Origin of the sequence: Chitinophaga niastensis (genome assembly GCF_003014755.1) — a bacterium.
GTDB classification, from domain to species: Bacteria; Bacteroidota; Bacteroidia; order Chitinophagales; family Chitinophagaceae; genus Chitinophaga; species Chitinophaga niastensis.
In genome coordinates this window covers 51099-75205 of record NZ_PYAW01000006.1, presented here as the reverse complement: position 1 = coordinate 75205, position 24107 = coordinate 51099, and the positions used below count along the sequence as shown (strand labels likewise).

The window sequence follows — 24107 nt, the reverse complement described above, 5'->3', positions numbered from 1 at the left end:
ACCTGTTCTCTTTACGTTGACAGGTATTATTAATCGGATATATCTTCCAGTATTTTCATAATAATAGCCGCATTATACGTCAGGTTTTCACCTGGTAAAAGCATATCAATATGAGGCCCTTTACCATTATACGTTATACAGCTTCCTGTAGTGGAATGCTCCCAGTCATGTAAGGTGTTATCCTCCCCATTTTTGATTACATGGATATTAGCGGATATAGTACCATCGTTAATTGTTGCTGCATAGTATTTAAAATAGGCAGCTGCATCATCTGCCAGTTTATCAATCAATGCTTCATTCACCGCTGTGGCTTCATACTGATTCAACAACAGATTTTCAATGCCCCATCTAAGTTCTCCTTTATCACTTCCCTTCACATCCAGCTTAGCTGCTTTTCTCTTTGCATCGAGCATGATGATATCAGATACCTGGTGTCCTTTACCAATCAATGCCTTCGCCACTTCAAATGCCAGATTACCACCGGAAGAATACCCAAAAAGAATATAAGGACCCTCCTGCTGCACTTTTTCTATCAATGCTATATAAGTATCCAACCTGTCATCCGTTTCAATATAATTAAAGCTGTACATGGCATGTGATGAAATCATTGCTGCCAACGGCCTGTACACCAGTCCCTGTCCTGTTCCGGGAGGAAATAGGATTATATTTTTATCTTTTTCTCCATTCAGCAAGTCAAAATGCTGGTGCTGCAAGTCCAGGTTGGATGCCTGCAATAGTGCAGCCAGATCTGCCAACACCGGATGTCTGAACAAATCAAGTACAGTGATCTTTACATGAAGCAGTTGATTGATTTTTGCCATCACCGCTATAGCTTTTAAGGAATGCCCTCCCAGAGAAAAGAAATTATCATGAATACCCACCCGCTCTACCTCCAGCATTTCTTGCCACAAGCTGGCTAATACCTGCTCAACTTCATTACGGGGAGGCATATACGTATTTATGAAAGCGGTACCTGCATCAGGATCGGGCAAAGATTTTCTGTCAATTTTACCATTAGCGGTTAATGGCAACTGCGCTAATTCTACCAACAGAGCGGGTATCATATACTCTGGTAGCTGTTGCTGCAGATGAGCTATCAGTTCCGTTCTGTTAAAATGCATACCGGGTACTACATAAGCTATCAATCGTTTTTCCCCTTTATGCACTTCAGACACCAATACCACTGCCTGGCTCACTGCATCATATTGCCGCAACACACTTTCTATTTCCCCTGGTTCTATGCGGTGTCCCCGGATCTTTACCTGATCATCTTCCCTTCCTATATATGCAATCGTTCCATCAGGCAGCCATTTACCCAGATCACCTGTCCTGTAAAGCCTTTCATACGGCTGGGAACTAAAAGGATGTGCTACAAATTTTTCTGCTGTTAATTCCGGTCGGTTCAGATAACCACGTGACAGGCCAGCGCCACCAACATAAATTTCTCCTGCTACTCCTACCGGCACTAATTGCTGCTGCTCATCCAATATATAAGCATAACGGTTACTTAAAGGACAGCCAATCGGGATATTATCATTAAAATATTTCGCCGGAATCTGGTAAGTCAACGAAAAGGTAGTATTCTCCGTAGGCCCGTATCCGTTAATAATTACAATAGATGGATATTGCTGCCGTAATTTAAGAACATGTCCTTCCGACAATTTCTCCCCTCCTGTCAGTATTGTTGACAAGCTTTCAAAAACAGTGATATCAGTATCTACCAGCTGATTGAACCATCCTGCCGTAAACCACATCTTATTTACACGCCGTTCCTGTATTTCTTTTTTCAGGAAAACAGGGTCCAACAAATTATGTTCTTCACATAGTATCAGCTGCCCGCCATTCAGCAACATTCCCCAATATTCAAAAGTAGTGGCGTCAAAAGAAGGAGAACCCGTAGACAACAAAATATCTGTTTCACTGAAAGCAACATAATGCACGCCCCGCACCAGGCTCACCACATTTCCATGTGTGACCATCACTCCTTTTGGCTGCCCCGTAGAGCCGGAAGTATACATCACATATGCCAGGTTATCCGTTGACAATGCATTGTCCAGTGGCGTTACAGGCAGTTCGGACAATAAAACAGGAAGATCATCCAGGCAGATCAACTTTACCTGCGACCCGGCTGCCGATAGTTGATCTGCATACATCGCAGTAGTAATTACCAACGGGCTGTTACAGTCAGACAGCATAAAGCTGATACGTTCCGCAGGATACCCGGGATCAACAGGTACATAGGCACCACCAGCTTTCAGGATACCCAATATAGCCAGCATCATTTCAATGGAACGCTCCATAAAAACAGGCACCAATATTTCCCCCGCAATACCCTTGCTGCGCAGATAATGTGCCAATTGGCCGGAACGGGCATCCAGCTCCCGGTAAGTTAATGATTGTCCTTCTGACACCAGGGCTGCGGCATCGGGGGTACGAAATACCTGTTCTGCAAACAGCGCGATAATCGTTTTATCTTTTGGATAAGCAGCAACAGTATCATTAAACGTGGTCAGCAACTGTTCTTCCGCTGTTTTATCAAGCAGTTGCAATGAACGGATCTGCTCAGCAGGATTTTTTACTACTGCTGCCAGCAATTGTTCGTAATTACTGAACATACGTGCAATGGTAGTTTCCTGATAAAGATCGGTACAGTATACCACACTTACTGCCAGGCCCTCCCTTTGTTCCTGTATGGAAAATGTTAAATCAAATTTAGCGTGGGATAATTCCGGCGCTTCGGGATGCAGCTCCAGTCCCTTCAGTTCCTGTGCTTCCATCTTCAGCGTCTGCTGTAAATCAAACATTACCTGAAACAATGGATGCCGGCTCATGTCACGTTCTTTTACTACCGCATCCACTACTTTTTCAAAAGACACTCCCTGATGTTCCCATGCACTTAATGTAGTGTCTTTTACCTGCGCCAGCAAAACAGTAAAAGTGGGATTATTACGCAGATCACTACGTAAGGCGACCGTATTGATAAAGAAACCGATAAGTCCTTCTGTTTCCTGGTGCATACGCCCTGCCAACGGGCTTCCTACACAGATATCTTCCTGACCGCTATAGCGGTATAACAGCACCTTGAATACCGCCAGTAAAGTCATAAACAAGGTAGCGCCCTGCTGCTGGCTCAGCTCCTGTAAGCCTGTATACAGCTCCTTTTTTATCTGAAAATGACAGGCAGCACCATGTACACTTTGCACTGCAGGCCGGGGATCATCCACAGGTAACTGTAACGCACCTACGCCCGATAATTTATCTGACCAGTAATCCAGATGAGCAGACAGTACTTTGCCTGATAAATAAGACCGCTGCCAGATGGCATAATCCGCATATTGGATGGGTAAAACCGGTAGCTGTGGCTCCCCACCAGCCATATAGCTGTTATACAATTCGAAAAACTCCCGCACAATAATACCTGTGGACCAGCCGTCGGATACAATATGGTGCATGTTTACCAACAGTATATGTGCTGTATCTTCAAGCCTGATCAGATGCGCGCGTAGCAGCATATCTGCTGATAAATCAAACGGGGCGTCGATCAATAACTGGATTTGTGATCGTAATGCAGCTGCATCATCTTTCCAGTCGGCAGCTGCTACCTCGTTCAATATCCATTGTTCTCCATCCTTCACCTGCTGGTAAGCAATACCATCTTCCTGCACGATAACCGTACGCAACACTTCATGACGGGCTACTATATTTTTGAACGCATATATTAAAGCGGCCACGTTAAGTTCACCCTTTAACTTTAATATCGCCGGTATATGATACGCCACACTGCCTCCCAGCTGATCTATAAACCACAAACGTTCCTGGCTATACGAAAGCGGAATACGCGGTGGACGCACCCCTGCTGTTATTGCCGGCAATGATACAGCCGGAGCCTCCTGCCGTATATATAATGCCAGATCAGCAAGCCTGACGTGAACAAATATAGCGTCTAATGAAACCTCTTTGTGCAAACGCTTACGCAACAATGAAATCAACCGCATTGCCAGCAGGGAATGGCCTCCTAATTCAAAAAAGCTATCGTGTACGCCTACACGATCTACCTCCAGTAATTCCTGCCAGATCTCTGCCAACATTTCTTCTGTTTCATTACGGGGAGGGATATACGCCGTTCTTTCAAACATACTGTTATCCATCTCCAGCAAGGATTTCCGGTCAACTTTACCATTGGTGGTCAAGGGCAATTGTTCCAACGCCACCAGTAAGGAAGGCACCATATATTCCGGTAATCGCTCTTTAAGATACATTTGAATATTCGCACTATCGAAATGACCATCAGGTACCACATATGCCACCAGCCGCTTATCTCCCAGCGGACCAACAGGAGCCAGCACCACACCCTGACTTACTCCTTCACACTCCTGTAAAACATTTTCTATCTCTCCCAGCTCTATCCGGTAACCCCGGATCTTTACCTGATCATCTATCCTGCCTGCATATTCAATAACTCCATCCGGCAACCATCTGCCAAGGTCTCCGGTCCGGTACATGCGGGCCCCTGCCTCCCCACTGAAAAGATTGGCAATGAATTTTTCCGCTGTCAGCTCATAACGGTTCAGATAACCCAGGGCCAGCCCCGCTCCCGCTATGCATATTTCTCCCATCACCCCAACAGGTGCGGGATGACCATCAACATCTATGATATACATTTGCACATTTGATAGGGGCCTGCCAACCGGAATACTTTTTCCTGACGGAGGTGCAGGCTCCCTGGTATTGAACCACCAGGTGCTGCAGCCAACAGTGGCTTCTGTAGGGCCATATTCGTTTATAATATCCATCTCAATACCCTGGTCATATAAAAACTGTATATGACTGACGCGCAATGCTTCACCTCCCAATACCAGCTTCTTAGTCAGGTATCCTCCGGGTACTTTACGCATTGCTTCCTCCAGTAACGGCAGGTGGGCGGGTGTTAGTTTGATAAAATCATAAGGAGCATATTTCCACAGTAAAGGATCGTCAAAAATAGCTGCCTGTTGTCCGCCGGAGATCACAACAGACCTGCCGTTCAACAACGGCATGAACATCGCTGTAAGGGAAGCATCGAAGGAATAGGAGAAATGCATAAAACTGCCGGATCGTGTATCCGTTTCAGTTATATATTCCGCTTTGCTGTTCAACAGATAATTAACCAGGCTACCGTGCGAAATTATTACTCCTTTAGGCTTGCCGGTGCTACCGGAAGTATAGATAATATAGGCAGGATCACCTGGTGAAGCGACAGCCGGTAATGGTAATTCAGCACAGCCACTCATCTCCGCTGTATCAACCAATACAATATGTACGGCAACAGCAGCGGGTAATACTGACTGGCAGCCACGGCTGCTAACGATGATCTTCGCTGCGGTATCCTTCAGCATAAAACTGATCCTTTCTGCAGGATATTCCGGATCTATGGGAATATAGGCAGCTCCTGCCTTCAGGATGCCTAAAATGCCTATCATCATCTCCGGGGAACGCTCTATACAGACAGGTACCAGCGCACCCGTAGTCACCCCTTTGCTACGCAGGTACTGTGCCATTTGATTGGACCGGGCATCCAGCTCCTGATAAGATAGCGATAATGTGCTACTTACAACTGCCACGGTGCCGGGTATACGAAATACCTGTTCCGCAAACAGCGATATCACTGTTTTATTTTCGGGATATGCTTTTGTTGTATCATTGAAAGTATTGATTAGTTGATGCCGCTCAGCAGCTGTTAAAAACGAAATATCAGCCAGCCGGCCGTGCGCCATCAGCTGCAACAATACCTGTTCAAAATGCCCTGCAATAGCCTGTACTGCGGTGGCAGATAATAAAGTACTGTTATAATCAAAACGGATATAGACCTCCTGCCCATCTACTACTACAATTGTCAGCGGATAATTGGTTTGTTCATGTGTCACCATTTTATCTACCTGCAACTGCCATACTTTTGAAGCAAGCACTTTACTCACCGGATAATTTTCAAATACCAGCAGGCTGTCGAATAATTCTTCCGTTACACCGCTCCATTGACGTATGGTGGCCAGCTGAGTATATTGGTATTCCCGGCTCTGCAACTGCGCTGTTTGCAGCTGTTGTAACCATTCCACAATAAGGGTTTCGCGGGTTACCCTGGTATGTAAAGGCAATGTATTGATGTATAAACCTACCCGCTGCTCTACATTCGCCAGATCATCCGGGCGGCCGGAAACAATCACACCGTACGTAACTTCCTCCCTGGCCGTATAATGCGATAATAGATAAGCCCAGGCTCCCTGCATTATTGTATTCAAAGTGATGCGCTGGCGTTGTGCATATTGTGTCAACTGTTCCGACACAGCTGCATTCAGATGTAATAATTCATGTTGAAAACGGCCAATACCTTTGTTGCGTTCGTTATCTGCCGTAATAAAAGGCAAGAGGCTTCCTTGCGTTACATCCGCCAGATAACGCTGCCAGTAAAGCGTTGCAGCCTCTTTGTCCTGACGTTCCAGGCAACGTATATAATCTTCATAACAATCCTCTTTCACTGACGTTAAAGGCAAACCAAGCATTAATACTTCATAAATACCCAGCAACGCTCCCATCAGAACAGGCATCGACCAGCCATCAAACAATATATGATGGAAGCTCCATAACAACTGATACCGATCATCGCTGAGTTGTAAAAGGCTGATGCGCATAAGACAGGAAGCTGTGAAATCAAAGCCCTGGCGGCGGTCTGCCAATTCAAAAGCATGCAGGACAGCTGTCTGCTCGGCTTCGCTCATATGCCGGTAATCCAATACAGTAAAAGGGAGCGTTACTTCTTTATATACGCATTGTACCGGGATACTGAATACATTGGCATAAAATGCAGTACGTAAAATACTATGTCTCCGTACTAACTCATTCCAGCTATCGCGGAAAACAGCTACTGATAAATTTTTAAGTTCACAAACAATCTGCTCCATGTAAACACCGGATTGTTCTGCATATAATCCATGGAATAACATGCCTTCCTGCAAACCGCTTAACCGGTATAAACCTGTTACCTGGTCTGCCCGCACACCCCGCTCATCTGCAACAGACAGGAATGTGTTAAGCTCCTGCATACTTATTTCTTTTCCCACCCCATAGTCGGCAGGTGTAAACAAAGACGCAGACTGCGAAATACAATGTGTGATCAGCTCCTGCAAATGAGAGAGATAATCCGTAGCCATTGTAACAATGCTTTCCGGTTGATAATGCCGGCTGCTGTAGGTCCATCCCACTACCAACTCCCCATCCCGGATAATAGTATTGACTGAAATCAGGTCCTTGACAGGAAAGTCAGCACCAGCTGTTGCTCCGGAAGATTCTGTTGCAAAATGGAAATGCCCGTCGTCACTGACCATATGATCCAGCTGACCCAGATAATTGAAAAGAATATCCCATGGAGCTTTGCCCGATAAGGCGGCCGACTTGTTAATATATTTAAGCACCCCATAGCCAATACCTTTATCCGGCACCTGCCGCAGTTGCTCTTTCACAGTCACCAGCAAATCACTGATGCTACTACCTGCAGGAAGCTGCAACAACACTGGGTAAAGACTGGTAAACCATCCAACGGTGCGGGTGAGATCTATACCGGAGCCCATATCTTCCCGGCCATGTCCTTCCACTCCGATCACTACAGCTGAAACATTATTCCAGGCAGATAATGTCAGCGCCAAAGCACACAACAAAAGATCGTTTATGCCGGTATGATAAGCAGCAGATGTATCCTGAAGTAGTTGTTTTGTCTGAAACGCATTCAGTCTTACTGCATAATATTGCATGTCTGCTGCGGTAACGGTATCTTCATAAACGATGTCTGTGCGCAAAGGAATATAGTGATCCACTACCCGCTTCCAGTAAGGTTCCTGGCTTAACAACCGTTGACGAAGACTATAAGTCAGCAGCACTTCATACCATTGGCGATAAGATGTTCCTTTCCGTGCAGATAAATTAGCGCCATCCAGTAATAGTTGCAGATCATCCAGCAGGATGCGCCAGGACACACCATCTACCGCCAGGTGATGAATCACCAGCAACAGCCTGTTATGCGTTTCAGCAGCAGGTGTCAACATCAGCGCGGCACGCAGCAGGATACCGGATTCTATGTCCAGGCTCTCCTGATAGCGGCTGGCAGCGGCTGTGATCTGATCTGCTAATTCGTATGAAGCAACAGCCTGTAGATCCACTGTCTCCAGCTTCCCTTCATAAGTACCATAGGCTTGTTCCCAGGCATTGTCTACCCGGGTATATATAAAACGTAAAGCGTCATGATATTGCATCAACTGCGTTACAGCAGCTGATAACGCTAACGCATCTACGTTTTTATCAACCACCATTAAAATACCCTGATTAAAATGATTGATTGCTGCTGTACTTGTTTCAAAAAAAGACTGCTGTAAAGGCAGTAGCCCGCTCTTGCCTGTAAGCAAATGTTGCTCTCCCGATATGGCTTGTACCTTTTTCAAATCCAGTATGGCTGCTAAACCGGCAATGGTTTGATGTGTAAAGAGATCGCGTGGCTGCAATTCGTATCCGCTACGTTTAGCCCGGCTTACCGCCTGAATGGTGATAATAGAATCTCCACCCAGCTCGAAGAAATTATCGTGTATCCCTACCCGTGGTAAACCTAACAACTCCTGCCATATGCTAACCAATGCTTTTTCGGTTTCATTACGGGGAGGCATATACGTATTTGAAAGCAGGCTCGCTGCGTCCGGATCTGGTAAAGATTTCCGGTCAACTTTACCATTGATGGTTAACGGAATTTCTGCCAGCGCTATTAATATGCCCGGCACCATATATTCCGGCAAAATAGTTTTCAGATATGCCAGTATTTCCTGCTTATCAAAATTCCCACGCGGCACCATATATCCTATCAGGCGCTGTTGCCCCTGATGGTCTGCCTGTGCTACCACCACTGCCTGACTCACATATTCGCTTTGTTGCAGGCTATGTTCTATTTCTCCCAGCTCTATCCGGTAACCACGGATCTTTACCTGGTCATCTATCCTGCCCAGATAAATAATTGTTCCATCGGGTAACCAGCGGGCCAGATCTCCTGTCCGATAAAGTCTTGTTGTTTTATTATCAAAGGAATGATGTACAAATTTTTCTGCCGTTAATTCGGAACGATTCAGATATCCACGTGCCACCTGAATACCTCCTATATACAATTCTCCTGTAACTCCCACCGGTACAGGGTTACCTCGTTTATCCAATATATACAACTGTGTATTGGCAACCGGCGTACCAATAGGCACCGTATGAAGCCCGCTTATATCTGCCGGCGCCTGCCAGCAGGTAACATCCACAGCAGCTTCCGTTGGGCCATAGAGATTAAATAATGTTACATGTGGCAATTTTTCTTTTACATCTTTTACCTGCTGCAACTTCAATGCCTCTCCGCTGCAGAGCAGCCGCTTTAACGGGGCCGCATCTCCTGTTAACACTTCTTCCAGAAAAGCAGATAACATAGATGGTACAAAATGAATAGTGGTAATGCCATGGGCAGCAATCATCCGTTTGAGGTAATCAGCATCTTTCTGCCCACCGGGAGCTGCAAATACCACGCGCGCACCTGCTATCAGCGGCCAAAACAATTCCCATACCGACACATCGAAGCAGAAGGTAGTCTTCTGTAACACAGCATCAGCTGCATTGAGCTGAAAATAATCCTGCGCCCACAGCAAACGGTTCACCACCCCGCCATGTTCATTCATCACGCCTTTAGGCTTACCTGTAGAGCCGGAGGTATAAATAACATATGCCAGCTGTGATGCACAAAGATCAATGTCAGGAGATGTTACCGGGTATGTTGTGATGATATGCTGATCCTCCTCTAACCTGATAATATTATACTGATCCGACAGCGGCGGGCAACCGGCACCGGCGAGCATAATATCCGCACCAATGTCTGCCAGGATATAGCTGATACGATCTGCCGGATATTCCGGATCTATGGGAACATAGGCACCTCCTGCTTTCAGGATGCCAAGAATACCGGTCATCATTTCCAGTGAACGTTCCAGACAAACGGGTACCAGTGTTTCAGTATGAACTCCCTGGCTACGCAGGTAGTGCGCCAGCTGTGAGGAACGCTCATCCAGTTCCTTATAGGTTAAAGACTGGTCTTCGTATACCACAGCTACGGTATCGGGTGTACGAAGTACTTGTGCTTTAAAAAGATCTATGATCGTTTTATCTGCCGGATAGTCGCTTTCAGTATCATTAAAAGAATGGAGCAACTGATGCCGCTCTGCTATCGTTAAAACAGAAAGGTCGGCCAAACATCCGGATTCGTGTGTCAACAACTGTAATAACACCTGCTCAAAATGTGCAGCAATGGCCTGCACAGTCGTAACAGGCAATAGTCCGCTGTTGTAATCAAAACGGATATTTATCTCCTCTCCTTCCACAATGAGGATGGTCAGCGGATAATTGGCCTGTTCATGCGTCACCACTTTATCTACCTGCAGTTGCCATGATTGCGAGGCAAGTACTTTGCTCACCGGATAATTTTCAAACATCAGCAAACTGTCGAACAGCTCTTCTGTTACACTGCTCCAGCGACGGATAGCCGCCAGTGGTGTATATTGGTATTCCCTGCTTTGCAGCTGTTCTGTTTGTAATTGCTCTAACCATTCCCCTATACGGCTTTCTGCTGTTACCCTGGTATGCAGCGGCAGTGTATTGATATATAATCCTACACGTTTTTCAATGCCGGGCAGATCGTCCGGCCTACCGGAAACAATAGTACCATAGGTAACATCTTCCCGGCCGGTATAACATGATAACAGGTAAGCCCACGCGCCCTGCATCACCGTATTTAATGTGATGCGGTGACGTTGCGCATACTGCGTCAGCTGTTGAGATATGTCTGAAGAGAGATAAATGGATAATGTATAATACACCCCGATGCCTTTATTCCGATCATCGGAAGTGACAACAAAAGGCAAGAGGCTTCCTGCCGTCACATCTGCCAGATAGCGCTGCCAGTAAAGGGTTGCAGCCTCCTTATCCTGCTGTTCAAGATAACGGATATAATCTTCATAATGATCCGCTGCTACTGGCGGCAGTGGCTGCCCCTGCACAATTTTTTCATAGATACCCAGTAATTCTTCCATCAGGACCGGCATTGACCAGCCATCAAACAAAATATGATGGAAGCTCCACAGCAGCTGATAACGATCATCCTCCAGCTGTAACAAACTAACCCGCATAAGACATGGTGATGTAAAATCAAATCCCTGCCGGCGATCAGCCAGTTCAAATGCCGCTAAAGCGGTTGTTTGTTCTTCCGCATTCAGATGACGATAGTCCAGGATAGTGAAAGGCAGCGTAACTTCTTTGTATACACATTGCACCGGGATACTGAATGCATCATGGTAAAATGCGCTGCGCAATATGCTGTGCTGATTCAATAACCGGCTCCAGCTGTCGCGGAAAGCAGCTACAGAAACATTTTTAAGTTCGCAGGTAAGCTGCTCCATGTAAACACCTGACTCCGTTGCATATAATCCATGAAACAACATGCCTGCCTGTAAACCGCTCAAACGATACAAACCAGCTATCTGCGCTGCGCGTAGGCCATGCTTATCTGTAACTGATAAGAACGTGTTCAGCTCTGACATACTTATTTCTTCTCCTACCCCATAATCAGATGGCGTATGCACTTCCATCGTTTGCGAAACGCAGTGTGTGATGAGTTCCTCCAAATGTGAAAGATAATCTGTTGCCAGCCGGACTATACGCTCCGGCTGATAATGCCGGCTGCTATACGTCCATCCCAGCACCAGTTCCCCATCCTGAACAATACCATTCACTACCAGCCGGTCCCTTACAGGAAAATCAGTGCCGGTACCAGCTCCCGAAGATTCAGTAGCAAAATGGAAATGCGCATCGTCATTCACTACATGATCCAACTGTCCCAGATAATTGAATACAATATCCCATGGAACTTTACCTTGTAAAGCAGCTGTTTTGTTAATGTATCTAAGCACACCATAACCAATACCTTTATCCGGCACCCGCCGCAGTTGCTCTTTTACTTCTACCAGCTGATCACCGATGCTGCTACTTGCAGCAACATGCAGTAACACCGGATAGAGGCTGGTAAACCAGCCAACAGTACGACTAAGATCAATGCCCGGTGTTAACTCTTCCCGCCCGTGTCCTTCCAATCCTATCACTATATCCGGTGTATGATTCCAGGCAGATAATGTCAACGCCAATGCACAAAGTAAAAGATCATTGATGCCGGTGTGATAGGCGGCAGCAGTATCCTGTAGTAATTGCTTTGTTAGCAGGGTATTCAGGTGTACTTCATAAGATCTCATATCAGAAGCAGTAATGGCACCTTCATAAGCTGTATCTGTCCGCAGAGGAATATAGCGGGCACTAAGCTGTTGCCAATAAGGCGCCTGCTTTAACAACCTTTGACGAAGACTATAAGCCGACAGCACTTCATACCATTGCCGGTAAGAGGTACCTTTTTGCACAGATAAATGACCGCCATTTAATAACAGTTGCAAATCATCCAACAGGATACGCCAGGACACACCATCTACCGCCAGGTGATGAATCACCAGCAATAGCCTGTTATGTGTTTCAGCAGCAGGCGTTAACATCAAAACTGCGCGCATCAGGATACCAGCTACTATGTCCAAACTCTCCTGATAACTGTTGGCAGCTGCTGTAATCTGATCAGCTAATTTGTACGAGGCAACAGACTGCAGGTCCACTATATCCAGCTTCCCTTCATAAGCACCATAAGCTTGTTCCCAGGCATTATCAACCCCGGTATATACAAAACGTAAGGCATCATGATAACGGAGCAACTGAGTAATCGCTTCACTTAATGCTGATGCAGTAATATTTTTATTTACAGTCAATAAAATGCTCTGATTAAAAAAGTTCGCTGCAGAACCACCGCCCTCAAAATATGCCTGTTGAATAGGTAACAGCCCACTCTTGCCGCTGAGTAATTCCTGTTCCCCGGATATGGCGTGCCCACGTTTTGCCTCCAGCAGGGCTGCTAACCGCTCAATCGTCTGACAGGTAAAGAGGTCACGGGGCTGCAGCTCATATCCGCTACGTTTAGCCCTGCTTACCGCCTGAATAGTGACAATTGAATCACCACCCAACTCAAAGAAATTATCGTGTATGCCTATACGTGATATACCCAACAGGTCCTGCCAGATATTGACGAGGTCCTGTTCCGTTTGATTACGGGCAGGGATATACGCATTGGTGAGTAATACATCCGTATCAATATCCGGCAGCGATTTACGGTCAATCTTACCATTGCTGGTTAAGGGCAGCTGTGCTAATTCCACCAGCAGCGCCGGCACCATGTATTCCGGTAATCTGTTCTTCAGATAAGCAAGTATTGCTTCTTTCTTAAAATTTTCATGCGGCACCACATAACCTATCAACCGCTTATGCCCCTGCTGATCTGCTTTCGCCAACACCACCGCCTGGCTTACTGCCTCACATTGCTGCAATACACTTTCAATCTCTCCTAACTCAATCCTGTAGCCCCGGATCTTTACCTGGTCATCTATTCGCCCGATATATGCTAATGTTCCATCCGGCTGCCATCTGCCCAAATCTCCTGTTCTGTAAAGCCTTTCACTCAAAGGATGTGTGATGAATTTTTCTGTTGTTAATGCAGGCTGATGCAGATAGCCACGGGATAAACCTGTACCGGCGATGCAGATTTCTCCCGGCACGCCCACCGGACATAGCTGTAGATGCTTATCCAATACATAAACGCAGGTATTGCTGACAGGTGCACCAATCAATGGTGCAGCGTGACTGTCTTTCTCTGATAATGGATACCAGGTAGTAACCACACTGTTTTCCGTAGGTCCGTAATTATTGATCACTTTATAAGAAAGCCCGCTAACAGCTGTAGCACCTAATTTATCACCACCGGTAAGCAAATATTTTAATGTAGTAAGCTGATGGCCCGCTTCCCGGATGAATTCATGTATCAGTGCAGTAGATAAAAATCCATGTGTTATCGCTTCGCGGAAATACACATCGACAATAGCCGCAGGCGAAAGACGCTGGTCATCACTGAGTATATTAACAACGGCACCGGCACAGAGATAAGGCCATATCTCCCATCCAAAAGCATCAAAACCCATACCTGCCATAGACGTAGCTTTGCTGGCACTATTCACTTCATAGGCAGCTATATGCCAGTTGACCAGGTTCGATATTCCTTTATGTTCAATCATTACTCCCTTAGGCAATCCGGTAGAGCCGGAGGTATAGATCACATATGCCAGCTGACTGGCAGTCTGTACAAATACGGGAATGGCAGATGGGTAAGTCCGGATAATATCAGCATCGTCATCCAGCGCAATAATATCAATCGCAGTTGCTGCTAGTAATTTAGCCATGCATGCATTACTGCTTATGACCAGGGTAGCGCGGGTATCTGAAAGTATATAGCTGATGCGGCTGGAAGGATATTCCGGATCAATAGGAACGTAAGCGCCACCGGCCTTCAGAATGGCCAGCATAGCCACTATCATATCCAACGAACGCGCTATGCATACCGGCACCAGCGTTTCAGTGGTTACTCCTTTATGACGCAGATAATTGGCCAGTTGACTGGAACGCTTGTCCAGTGCATCATAGGTAAGGACCTTTCCTTCAAATACCAGTGCCGGTGCATTTGGCGTGCGCAATACCTGCGTTGCAAACAGCCCGGTCAGTGTTTTATCACCAGGATAATTTACAGCAGTGTTATTAAATACTGTGGTTAACAGCTGTTGTTCTTCCGGTGTTATACAGGTAATATCTTCCAGCTTTCCGTATTCATGTGTTACCAGCTGATGCAATACCTGTTCAAAATGACCAGCAATAGCAGGTACTACAGCAGCAGGTAACAGATCGCTGTTATAAGCAAAGTCAATATAAATATCTTCTCTTGCGGCTATAATGATTGTTAAAGGGTAGTTGGTTTGTTCACGCACCACTACTTTTTCTATCTGCAGTTGCCATGACTGTGAAGCATCTATTTTACTTGCGGGATAGTTTTCAAACACCAGCAGACTATCAAACAGTTCTTCCGAAACCCCGCTCCACCGCTGAATAGCAGCCAGAGAAGTGTATTGATACTCCCGGCTCTGCAACTGATTTTCCTGCAGCTGATGCAGCCAGTCGGATATAAGGTTAGCACTATCCACTTTTGTGTGTAGTGGGATGGTATTAATGAATAATCCCACCCGCTGTTCAATGCCGGTAAGTTCTTCCGGCCGGCCGGATACTGTAACCCCGTAAGTTACTTCACTTCGGCCGGTATAACAGGACAGCAGGTAAGCCCATACTCCCTGCATCAACGTATTCAGCGTAATATGATGCCGCTGCGCCAACAGTATTATCTGTTGGGAAGTGGCTGTATCCAGGTGCAATAACTGATTTTGGTAAACACCGATACCTTTATTCCGCTCACTCCCAACAGGGATAAAAGGTAGTAAACTTCCTTCCTCCATATTTCCCAGATAACCGCGCCAATAGTCTTCTTCCGCTTCTTTATCCCGGAGATGCTGATAGCGGATATAATCTCCATACCGATCTTCCCCCACCACCGGCAGCGGTTGTCGCAATACAATGGCTTCATATACCAACATCAGCTCTTCTTCCAGCACCGCTACTGACCATCCGTCAAAAAGAATATGATGAAAGCTCCACAGCATCCTGTAACGCTCATCAGACAACTGTACCAGCGTGATACGCATCAGGCAGGGCGCTGTAAAACAGCAGCCCTTTTTCCGGTCGGCCTGTTCATATTCCTGCCAGGCAACAACCTGTTCTTCTTCAGAGAGATGCCGGTAATCCAGTACCATAAAAGGTATCCGGGCTTCCCGATACACACATTGTACCGGAATGCTGAAGGCATCATTATAAAAAGCACTACGCAAAATACTATGCCGCCGTAACAACTCATTCCAGCTCTCTTCCAACGCAGGCGCGATCACATTTTTAAGTTCGCAACAAAACTGCTCCATATAAAGGCCCTGCTGTGTTTCATATAGCCCGTGAAACAGCATCCCTGCCTGCAAGCCACTCAATGGATACAAATCTTCAATTGCTGCACTTCTCTTAATACCATTTTCCTCCACAGCAAAAAAGGCGTGCAATTCTGCTGTACTAACTTCATCGCCTATACGATAATCGGATGGCGTAAATAAGGGTGCCTGCTGCGTAACACAATGTATTATGAGCGCCTGTAAATGTGAAAAATAAGCAGCTGCCAATGTTGCAATACTTTCTGCCTGGTAATGCCTGCTGCTGTAGTCCCATCGCATTACCAGCTCACTATGCTGTACGATACTGCTGACAGACAATTTATCGCTAAGCGGAAATCCTTCCCCCACAGGATTTCCGGCGGATTCCACTGCAAAATGGAAAAGCCCCTCTTCACTGACAATATGATCAGATTGTCCCAGATAATTAAAGACGATATCCCAGGGCATTTTGCCCTGTAACTGCGCTGCTTTGTTTATATATTTAAGCACACCAAAGCCTATGCCTTTATCCGGCACTTGACGCAGTTGTTCTTTCACCGAAATAAGTATTTCTCCTAAGTCTTTGCCAGCAGGCAATTGCAGCCATACAGGAAAAATACTGGTAAACCAGCCTACTGTATGGCTTGTATCTATACCAGGTGCAAGATCTTCACGTCCATGTCCCTCCAGGCCGATTACAATGCCGGAAGTCTGGTTCCAGTCAGCCAACGTTAGCAGCAACGCACATAACAACAGATCATTGATCTCTGTATGATAGGCCACCGGAGCTTCCTGTAAAAGGCTACGGGTTAGTGCAGCATCCAGTCGTACTTCAACATGTTTTTTTTCTGACATGATAAGGGCGCCTTCAAAAGGAGTATCTGCCCTCAGTGGAACATAATTATCAATTATCCGCTGCCAGTACGGCTGCTGAGCCAAAAGGCGCCGGCGTTGACTATAGGCAGCCAATACATCATACCACTGCCGGTAAGAAGTACCTTTACCAACAGATAAATTATTTCCATGCTGCAATAGCTGCTGCAGATCGTCTAACAGTATGCGCCATGATACACCATCTATTGCCAGATGATGGATTACCAGCAATAATCTGTTATATGCATCATCTGCTGGTGTTAGCAACAAAACTGCACGGACCAGTATACCTTTTGTTATATGAAGGCTATGCTGATAATAATCCCCATAGGTATTAAGCGCATCTCCCAACATATCCGGCGAAACGGTGGTAAGGTCCACCGTTTCCAACGCTCCTTCATACCCGCCATAAGATTGCTCCCAGCTGTGCTCCACAGACGCATAAGCATATTCGAAGCGTAAAGCATCGTGATAACGCGTTAGCTGCGTAATGGCATTCACTAACGCTTCCGGCTGTACGCTTTTATTAACAGATAATAATACACTCTGGTTAAATGGTGTGTCGATTAATGCACCTGTTTCAAAATACCACTGCTGTATAGGAAGCAACCCGCTACTACCGGTGAGCATTTCCTGTTCACCAGCTACAATGGCTTCCTGCCGGGAATCCAATACAGCTGCCAGTCCGGCGATAGTTTGATGCGTAAAAACATCCCGTGGCTGCAAAATATATCCGGCCTGCCTGGCGCGGCTTACTACCTGTATGGTGATAATGGAATCTCCTCCTGATTCAAAAAAATTATCGTATATCCCTACCCGTAAGATGCCTAATAAATCCTGCCAGATATTGGCCAATACCCGCTCTGTTTCGTTGCGCGGCGCTACGTATGCTTTTGTTGGCAATACGCTATCATCCAATTCTGGCAAGGATTTACGGTCAACCTTACCATTAGGGGTTAATGGTAATTGCTTTAATTCAATCAGCAAAGCAGGTACCATATAATCAGGCAGCCTGCTCTTCAGGTAAGTAAGGATTTTTTCTTTCTCAAAATATCCATTGGGTACTATATAACCCACCAAACGCTTATGCAAGGGATGATCAGCAATGGCCAATACCACAGCCTGATTGACCAGTTCACATTGCTGCAATACATTTTCTATTTCTCCCAATTCTATACGATACCCCCGGATCTTTACCTGGTCATCTATTCTGCCCGTATATTCAATCACCCCTTCCGGTAGCCATCTTCCTAAATCGCCTGTTCTGTAAAGCCTTTCACCCGGCTGATCACTGAAAGGATGGGGGATAAATTTTTCTTCCGTTAATTCCGGTCTGTTCAGATACCCTTTCGACAAACCCGTGCCACCTAAATAAATTTCACCAACTACACCAACTGGCACCAGTTGGTGTCGGGCATCCAGTATATAGGCTGTCCTGTTACTCAATGGCCGGCCTATAGGAATACTACCCTTATATGCTCCCGGTTTAACCTGGTAGGTTAATGAGAAAGTTGTATTCTCCGTAGGCCCATATCCGTTAATAACGATCAGCGATGGATATTGCTGCTGTACTCTGCTGACATGTTCCTCCGATAGTTTTTCTCCGCCGGCCAGGATAACAGACAACCCGGCAAAAACAGTAATATCTGTATCTACCAGCTGATTAAACCATCCTGCTGTAAACCACATTTTATTGACCCCGCGGAGATTAATCTCCTGCTTCAGCAACACAGGATCCAGTAAAGTATTTTCTTCGCATAATACCAGCTGACCTCCGTTTAACAGCATGCCCCAGTATTCAAAAGTGGTTGCGTCAAAAGATGGAGAACCGGTAGACAACAAAATATCAGCCGGACTAAAGGTTACATATTGAACGCCTTTCACCAGGCTTACCACATTTTTATGCGACACCATCACGCCTTTAGGCTGCCCTGTTGAGCCGGAAGTATAAATAACATAGGCAAGATCATCAGGTACTGAAGCAGGAATGGCGTAATCCAACTGATGCGATGAAAACCATTCCTCCCTGTTATCAATGGAGATAAGGAGCTTCTCCTCCTCGTTTACGTATATCCGTTCACGATATATCGTTGTAGTGAGTACCAACGGGCTATTACTTTCCGATAACATAAAACGTATCCTTTCCACAGGGTAATCGGGATCGATCGGCACATAGGCGCCGCCTGCTTTCAGAATGGCCAGGATACTTACTATCATGTCAGCTGAACGGCCGGTGCAGAGCGGTACACGGGTACCACTGCTTACACCTTTACTGCTCAGATAAGCAGCCAGTTGATCTGAGCGTTTATTCAACTCCTGGTAGGTCAAAGATTCCCCATTAAATACCAGGGCTACAGCTCCGGGCATGCGCAAGACCTGTTCTGCAAAAAGGCTGGTGATAATACTGTCTTCCGGATAAACAGCGGCAGTATTATTAAACGCAGACAATAACGCTTCTTCCTCATCCCTGTGAAGCATTTTCAGGGATCCTATAGTGGCAGCAGGTGTGTTTACAATAGCACGTAACAACTGCTCATAATTTCTGAACAACCGTTCAATAGTGCCTTTCTCATACAGATCAGTACAGTATACCACACTTACAGATAAGTACCGGGGAAATTCCTGTACAGAAAAAGTGAGATCAAATTTTGCATGGGGTACCTCAGGTGTTTCTTCTGACAGGTTAAGGCCGCTCAGTTCCTGCATAGCTACTTCCGGGGTATTCTGTAATACAAACATGACCTGGAACAATGGGTGGCGGCTCATATCACGTTCTTTCACTACCGCATCCACTACTTTTTCAAAAGACACCAACTGATGTTCCCAGGCACCCAGCGTAGTTTCTTTCACCTGTGCCAGCAAGGTCGTAAAAGCCGGATTATTACTCAGATTACTCCGTAGGGCTACTGTATTGATGAAAAAACCGATCAGTCCTTCCGTTTCCTGTTGCATACGACCTGCCTGCGGGCTGCCTACACAAATATCTTCCTGACCGCTGTAACGATATAACAACACTTTAAAAGCTGCCAGTAATGTCATGAACAAAGTAGTTCCCTGTACCTTGCATAACTCCTGCAATGCTGTATACAGTTCTTCATTGATACGAAAATCAACTGTAGCGCCATGTATGCTTTGCACAGCCGGACGGGGATAATCAGCAGGCAGCTGCAATACTTCTACGCCGGAAAGTTTATCTGTCCAGTAGTCCAGGTGGGCAGCCAGCACCTTTCCTGATAAATAGGACCGTTGCCAGATAGCGTACGATGCATACTGTATAGGCAAGACAGGCAACTGTGGCTGTCTGCCTGCAACATAACTGTTATACAGCTCAAAAAATTCGCGCACCAGTACACCTGTAGACCAGCCATCAGAAGCAATATGATGCATATTCACCACCAGCAGGTATTCCGTTTCATCCAATATCAGTAAATGCGCTCTTAACATGGCATCTGCCGATAAATCAAATGGGGTGGCAATTAATTCCCGGATCATAGCATGTAATGCCGCCGGATCATTTTTCAGCGCAGCAACAGACAGCGTACTTAAATGCCAATGGTCTCCTTCCTGCACCTGCTGATAAGCAATGCCGTCTGTTTGCACAATAACCGTACGCAATACTTCATGGCGGTTAACAATACTTTTCAGTGCATATGCCAATGCTTCCTGGTTAAGTTGTCCTTTCAGCCTTAAAACCGCCGGTATATGATATTGTACGCTACCTTCCAGCTGATCAATGAACCATAAACGTTCCTGGCTATACGAAAGTGGAATACGTACCGGGCGCACTCCTGCGGTTATTGCCGGCAATAATAATGCGGGCGCTTCCTGCCGGATATGCTGTGCCAGATCAGCCAGCCGTACATGCGTAAACACTGCATCCAATGATACTTCTTTATGCAACCGCTTACGCAACAAAGAAATCAACCGCATGGCCAGCAGGGAGTGACCACCTAATTCAAAAAAGCTATCGTATACGCCTACACGCTCTACCTCCAGTAACTCCTCCCATATCGCTGTCAGTATTTGTTCAGTTTCATTACGGGGAGGCACATACGTAATTACTTCCACCATGTTGCTATCCATACCCAGTAAGGCTTTCCGGTCTACTTTTCCGTTAGTGGTTAATGGCAGCTGTTCCAGTACCAGCAATAAGGAGGGTACCATGTATTCCGGTAACCTGCTCTTCAGAAAGGAAAGAATGACGGCACTGTTGAAGCTCCCCTTTGGCACCACATAAGCGATCAGCCGCTTATCACCCTGCGGACCGGCAGGAGCCAATACTACAGCCTGGCTAACCGCTTCACATTCCTGCAATACATTTTCTATTTCGCCTAATTCTATCCGGTAGCCACGTATTTTTACCTGGTCATCTACTCTACCGGCATATTCGAGGGTACCATCCGGTAACCATCTGCCTAGATCACCCGTCTTATACATCTTTGCGCCGGCAGCTTCACTAAAAGGATTCGGAGCAAATTTCGTTGCAGTTAATTCTGGCCGGTTCAGATAACCTTGCGCCAAACCCGCTCCTGCTATACAAATTTCACCGATCACACCAATAGGCACCAGGTTAAGGTTAACATCTGTTATATACAACTGTACATTCGATACAGGAGTGCCTATCGGAAGGCTGTTGCCTGGCCGGGTAAATGACCCGCCGGTATTAAACCACCAGGTACTACAGCCCACAGTAGCTTCTGTAGGCCCATATTCATTAATAATTTCCATTGCTATTCCCTGATCATACAAATACTGCAGCTGCCCTGCCTGCAGCGCTTCCCCTCCCAGTACCAGTTTTTTAGTCAGGTGTGTACCCGGCACTTTATTCATTGCAGCTTCCAGCAATAACAAATGCGCCGGTGTTAGTTTAATAAAATCATAGGGCGCATATTTCCACAACAACGGATCTTCAAATATATTGGCCTGCTCACCTGCTGGTATCACAACAGATCTTCCATTCAACAATGGCATGAACATGGCTGTGAGAGAGGCATCGAAAGCATAGGAAAAGTGGATAAAACTACCCGAACGTGTATCCGTTTCGGTTATATAGGCAGCTTTACTGTTCACCAGGTAATTGACCAGGTTGCCATGCGTGATCATTACTCCTTTAGGCTTACCGGTGCTGCCGGATGTATAGATAATATAAGCGAGATGATCAGGCGACGGTGTATCTGCCAATGGCAATACCCCACCATTCAATATTTCTTCACTATCTGTTAGTACAACCAGCTGCCGGACATCAGGAGGCAATACTGATATGCAATGATGGCTGCTTACAATACATTCAGCAGCAGTATCTGCCAGCATAAAACTGATCCGCTCAACCGGATATTCCGGGTCTATAGGCACGTAAGCTGCCCCTGCTTTCAGGATGCCTAAAATAGCTATCACCATTTCAATGGAACGCGCTATACAAACAGGTACCAAAGTGCCGGCTGCAACGCCCCTGCTCCGCAGGTAATTCGCCAGCTGATTGGCACGGGCATCCAGTTGCCCATATGTCAGCGACTGATGTGCTGCAATAACAGCCACTGCATCAGGTGTGCGTAAAACCTGTGCAGTCAAAAGATCGATCAGTGATTTATCGTTGGGATAATCCGCAGCTGTATCATTAAATGTATGCAACAAACGTTCTTCTTCCGCAGTCATCATCTTCAATGAAGCTATCTTTGAAGCGGGAGCCGCCACAACAGATTGCAATAACTGTTTGTAATGTGCAAACATCCGGTGAATGGTGGCAGCCGTAAACAGATCTGTGCAATAGAGAATATTGACAAATAAAAAATGCGGAGATTCCTGCAAAGAAAATGACAGATCAAACTGTGCATGCGTTTGTATAAAATGTTCCGGCGAAACACGCAGTCCCTGCAACTCCTGCGCTGCACCTACGGGCATGTTCTCTAATGTAAATAAAACCTGGAAAAGCGGGTTACGGCTCAGATCACGCTCTTTCACCACCGTCTCCACCACTTTTTGAAAGGACACTTCCTGGTGTTCCCACGCGCTCATAACAGTATCCCTGACCTTTACCAGTAACTCCACAAAAGAAGGATTGCCGCCCAGATCATTACGTAAAGCAACGGTATTAACAAAAAAACCAACCAATTCTTCCACATCCTGATGCATCCTTCCAGCCAGTGAGCTGCCTGCACAGATATCCTCCTGTCCGCTGTAACGATACAGCAATACATTGAAAGCTGTCAGCAATGTTGTAAACAACGTAATACCCTGCTGACTGCTCAGTTCCTGCAATTGCGTATACAGCTCCTTTTCTATACGGAATAAACAATTTGATCCGCGATTACTTTGTATAGCAGGGCGGGGAAAATCTGTAGGTAACTGTAACGCACCTACGCCGGATAATTGTGATGACCAATAATCCAGATGGGCAGATAATACCTGGTCGGATAAATAAGACCGCTGCCAGATAACGTAGTCGGCATATTGAAGATCAGGAGCGACCAACTGCACCGTACCTCCTCCCACATAACTGTTATATAACTCAAAAAATTCCCGTGCAATAATTCCGGCAGACCATCCATCTGATGCAATATGATGTATGCTCATTACCAGTACATGTTCGTCTTCACGCAGCGCTATTAAATGTGCCCGCAGCATATGATCTGCCGACAAATCAAATGGTTGGCGCATCAACCCCGCTATCAACGATTGCAATGCTGCTGTATCCTCTTTACAGGCCTCCGCCGGGATCAGCTCCAATGACCACTGATCCTGTTCTTTTACCTGCTGATAGGCTACCCCGTCTTCCTCTGCAATAATGGTACGCAATACTTCATGCCTGTTCACAATATGTTTTAATGCATATTCCAATCCCTCCCTGTTGACCGCGCCATTCAACCGCATCAACATAGGTATATGATATTGCGCACTACCGGAAAGCCGGTCAATAAACCATAAACGTTCCTGGTTATACGAAAGCGGAATGCGACTCAGCGTAGTTCGTTCCGATGGATTTATTCTTATGGAAGAGGAATTGCCAACGCTATTTATTTTATGCTGCTTAAAATATTCAGTTAGCTGCGCTTTATTACTCCTTAGTTCCTGTAACAGGTCAGGATCTATTTCATCCGACCCAAATCCCTGCACAATCAGTTTATCGTTATCAAAAGATATCTTAATACCATTGCGGTGTGCCTTGTCAAGCAGATTAACAATTTCAATCAAACTAAATGAAGACATGTTCTATAT

Annotated in this window: 1 protein-coding gene; it reads right to left on the bottom strand. The window is 45.9% G+C overall.

What is annotated here, in order from left to right; genetic code table 11:
- Window positions 1-29: 29 nt before the first annotated feature.
- Window positions 30-24098 (bottom strand): non-ribosomal peptide synthetase, encoded by a 24069-nt coding sequence (locus CLV51_RS23080; RefSeq protein WP_106530467.1) that lies wholly within the window; start codon window positions 24096-24098, stop codon window positions 30-32.
- Window positions 24099-24107: the final 9 nt, after the last annotated feature.